Origin of the sequence: Pleomorphochaeta sp. DL1XJH-081 (assembly GCF_049310885.1) — a bacterium.
Lineage (GTDB): Bacteria > Spirochaetota > Spirochaetia > Sphaerochaetales > Sphaerochaetaceae > CAYZJV01.
Genome location: NZ_JBMDYO010000014.1, coordinates 1,279 through 4,955, shown reverse-complemented (window position 1 = coordinate 4,955; position 3,677 = coordinate 1,279). Strand labels below are relative to the sequence as shown.

General features: G+C 51.5%; 4 protein-coding genes. All 4 read left to right on the top strand.

The window, feature by feature from the left end; translation table 11 throughout:
• Window positions 1–93: 93 nt before the first annotated feature.
• The 4 genes from ACODJP_RS13375 to ACODJP_RS13360 all read left to right on the top strand — a co-directional run bounded on the left by ACODJP_RS13375 (window position 94) and on the right by ACODJP_RS13360 (window position 3,433).
• Window positions 94–2,028 (top strand): copper-translocating P-type ATPase, encoded by a 1,935-nt coding sequence (locus ACODJP_RS13375; RefSeq protein ID WP_422482344.1) that lies wholly within the window; start codon window positions 94–96, stop codon window positions 2,026–2,028.
• A 156-nt stretch (window positions 2,029–2,184) separates the two neighbouring features.
• Entirely contained in the window at window positions 2,185–2,376 is a 192-nt protein-coding gene (locus ACODJP_RS13370; protein WP_422482342.1) for an SHOCT domain-containing protein, read from the top strand.
• 15 nt (window positions 2,377–2,391) lie between these two features.
• Window positions 2,392–2,661 carry an SHOCT domain-containing protein gene (locus ACODJP_RS13365; RefSeq protein ID WP_422482340.1) on the top strand — a complete coding sequence of 90 codons (270 nt, stop codon included), beginning with the start codon at window positions 2,392–2,394 and terminating at the stop codon, window positions 2,659–2,661.
• Window positions 2,662–2,764: 103 nt separating this feature from the next.
• Window positions 2,765–3,433, top strand: coding sequence for a hypothetical protein (locus ACODJP_RS13360; protein ID WP_422482338.1), 669 nt, complete (start codon window positions 2,765–2,767; stop codon window positions 3,431–3,433).
• Window positions 3,434–3,677: the final 244 nt, after the last annotated feature.

Here is a 3,677-nt window from a genome sequence, read left to right as displayed (position 1 = left end):
CATTCGGACCATGGCAATCATTCGGACCATGGCAATCATTCGGACCATGGCAATCATTCGGACCATGGCAACCATGCGGACCACCATCGAATGATGATAAAGGACTTTCGCAACAGGTTCTATTTCAGCTTGTTACTCACGTTACCCATCCTTGCGCTTACGCCGTTGATCAAGGACCTCACTGGTTTTGGATGGACGTTCCCGAGGGCAGACTATGTCGTATTCCTTTTGGCTACGATTCTGTATTTCGTAGGAGGTTGGCCTTTCCTTTCCGGTTTGGTGAAGGAGTTGAAGGAAAAATCTCCGGGGATGATGACACTAATAGGCATGGCTATCACAGTAGCCTACGGATATAGTACTGCTGTTACCTTCGGTCTTCCAGGGATGCCCTTCTACTGGGAACTTGCAACCTTGATCGCCATCATGCTTGCGGGACACTGGATAGAAATGACCAGCGTCGTAGGCGCATCGGCGGCATTGGAAAAACTGGCCCGCCTCATGCCATCGGAAGCCCACAGGAAAGAAGGGGAAACAATCAAGGACATACCACTCAGTCTTGTTGAGAATGGCGATCTCCTTATAGTAAAACCTGGGGAGAAAATTCCCGCCGACGGCCGGATCCACGAAGGTGCCGGGTATGTCGATGAATCAATGCTCACAGGGGAATCGCGTCCGGTCCGACGCGAGAAGGGAGACAGGCTCATTGGCGGGTCGATCAATGGTGATTCCAGCATCACCATCAAGGTTGATGGAGTCGGAGAACATGCATATCTGTCGAAGATAATCACCATGGTCCGCGAGGCACAACAAGTCAAATCAAAGACACAGAAGTTGAGCGACCGGGCAGCCCGTTACCTGACCATAGCAGCAATCACCATTGGAATTGCCACCCTAGTCAGCTGGCTGCTGGTCGGCTACGACCTGCAGTTCGCCATCACACGAATGGCCACTGTTATGATCATCACCTGCCCCCACGCACTTGGATTGGCCATTCCGCTTGTGGTCTCCGTCTCTACGGCCAAGTCCGCACAACACGGATTGCTCATCCGCAATCGGACGGCATTTGAGCAGGCGCGAAAGATCGATACCATTGTGTTCGATAAGACAGGCACGCTCACGAAGGGTACTTTCACGGTGACTGATGTAACATCGACCGACACGGGAACCTATTCGAAAAAGGATGTGTTGCGATTGGCAGCGTCTGTTGAAGTACACTCGGAGCATCCTATCGGGAAGAGCATCGTTGGACACGCAACCGCCCAAGGCTTTGAATTATCGTCTGTGGACGAAGTATCGGCAATCAAGGGAAAGGGTATCGGCGGGAAAGTAGATGGTTCGGCAATTTTAGTTACCAGCCCCTCCCATGCACGTCAACTTGGCATCGACATCCCTTCCACCAAAGATGAACTGGCTGTAACCCGTGTTTTTGTCCTGATGGAAACGCGATTGATTGGCTCTATCACCCTCAGTGATACGGTGCGTCCAGAGTCCCATGGCGCCATCAAGACGCTGCAATCAATGGGCATAGCCTGCTGGATGCTTACCGGAGATAACGAAGCGACCGCCCGTGCCGTTTCCGAGGAATTGGGCATGAATGGCTACTTCGCCGAGGTGCTGCCCGATGAAAAGCAACAGAAGATCAAGGAACTGCAGAAGAAGGGCTCATTCGTAGCGATGACAGGAGACGGCGTGAATGATTCTCCTGCCCTGGCGCAAGCCGATGTCGGGATTGCCATCGGGTCGGGAACCGATGTGGCGGCGTCCACCGCCGATATCGTGTTGGTGGATTCAAATCCACAGGACATCGTGACACTCATCAGGTTCGGAAAAGCCACCTATAGCAAGATGATCCAGAACCTGGTGTGGGCCACGGCATACAATGTGTTTGCCATTCCTCTCGCCGCGGGAGTGCTGCATTTCACCGGATTCATCCTGCAACCGGAGGTGGGTGCCGTCCTGATGACCTTGTCCACGGTGGTGGTTGCAATCAACGCCCGGTTGCTCAAAGTACCGAAGCACACAGGTTGATCCTTTCCCGATCTCGCTCATCCTTGCCGCTGCAATGGGCAACGGTAAAGATCAGGTAAAGAATGCAGGGGAATACTATGCAGGGGAATACTATGCAGGTGTGCGACATTGCTTTACATTGACTATACACCCCCTCGGGGGTGAGGGAGGCTAAAAATGATGATATTCGGAATCCTCGGGATTCTCTTGATTGTGTATCTGCTGTTCAAAACGGATATGTTCGGCAGAAAGGATGATTCCTTTCGTAAGGGAAACGATGAGGCGCTCGAAGCGCTCAGTAAGCGATATGCACAAGGAACCCTCTCACGGGAGGAATACCTCAGCATGAAAGAAGACATCTCGAATTGATGATGGAGGAATGGTATGCACGGATTATATTGTGGTTTTGGCAATATGGGTAGGCTGGGTATCGGTAGATACGGATGGTACGGAGTTGATTGGTGGTCCCGGGGAATGATGATCGGATTGTTGCTCATCGGGGTGACGGTCGTCGTACTTATTGCGGTGCATCTCTCATATCGGAACAGGTCCAATTCTGGCAGTTTGGAGGCAATCGAACTACTTAAAAACAGATATGCCAATGGTGAGATCGATAGCGAACTGTTTGAGAAGATGAAGAAAGACCTTCGTTGAAAAGGATCTTACCAACTTTGAGTATTGTACTTGGGCTGATCAATAAGCGGGATATGCTGTGAAGGGATCAACTCAATCAAGAAGGATCGGAGGAGTAAACATTATGAGAAGAAAATTCGTTATATTTTTGAGTGTCCTGTTCTTGTTAGTTGGAGCAACACTCTGGGCGCAGGAAGAAGGACACGGCAGAACTGCCGAAGTGATCCTTAACGAAATCAAGCAGAATCAAGGCGTGACAAACATCACGCTCATCGATCCCGACCTGATACGTCCGGCGCTGCTTGAGGAGCTGGGCGATGCGGTCATGGGTCTCATGATTGCCGATGAAGAGCGACACGAATGGATGGATGAGATGATGGGAGGAGAAGGCTCCGAGCAACTCGCATCGACCCACCGTTGGATTGCCTACAATTACCTCCAGAACGGCGGGAAGCTCGACACGTGGGGACCCGGCATGGGAGGATATGGCTTTATGGGACCGGGGATGATGGGAAGCTGGAACCGCAACTGGAATGGCAGCCTGAACTCACCATATAATATGTGGGATTATGGTCCCGGTAGCATGATGGGCTGGTCAGGCAATTGGTGGAGCTGGATCGCGATTATCGTGATACTTGTTGTCATTGCAGTTGTTGTAGTCGCTCTCGTACGGTCTCGCCGAAGTGGCCCCGACAGTTCCAGCGATGTCCTGGAAATTCTTCGCAGCCGCTACGCCGAAGGCAAGATTACCCGCGAGGAGTATCAGCGGATGTCGAAAGAGCTGAAAGAGTAGAATAAGGAAGTCCGATTGCCGGCATGGGTGCCGCCAATCGGATATTTTTTTCTGCAAAATCCTCCATTCTGCCCGCTTCGAACAGGTTCAACCAAAAGCCTTTATTCCGATGGATATCTCCCATATACTGGAAGGCGAGAAATAATCGGGAGGTCCTGTATGAACAATTCTCAAAAGAATGGGGACAGTATCCATGTATCCGTCTGTACCGGTACCAACTGCGCGTTCCGAGGAGCTTCCCAGC

Bases quoted from the DNA above. Each gene is read 5' to 3' on its own strand.
- ACODJP_RS13360 (WP_422482338.1), top strand. From the start codon at position 2,765: ATGAGAAGAAAATTCGTTATATTTTTGAGTGTCCTGTTCTTGTTAGTT.
- ACODJP_RS13375 (WP_422482344.1), top strand. From the start codon at position 94: ATGATAAAGGACTTTCGCAACAGGTTCTATTTCAGCTTGTTACTCACG.
- ACODJP_RS13370 (WP_422482342.1), top strand. From the start codon at position 2,185: ATGATGATATTCGGAATCCTCGGGATTCTCTTGATTGTGTATCTGCTG.
- ACODJP_RS13365 (WP_422482340.1), top strand. From the start codon at position 2,392: ATGCACGGATTATATTGTGGTTTTGGCAATATGGGTAGGCTGGGTATC.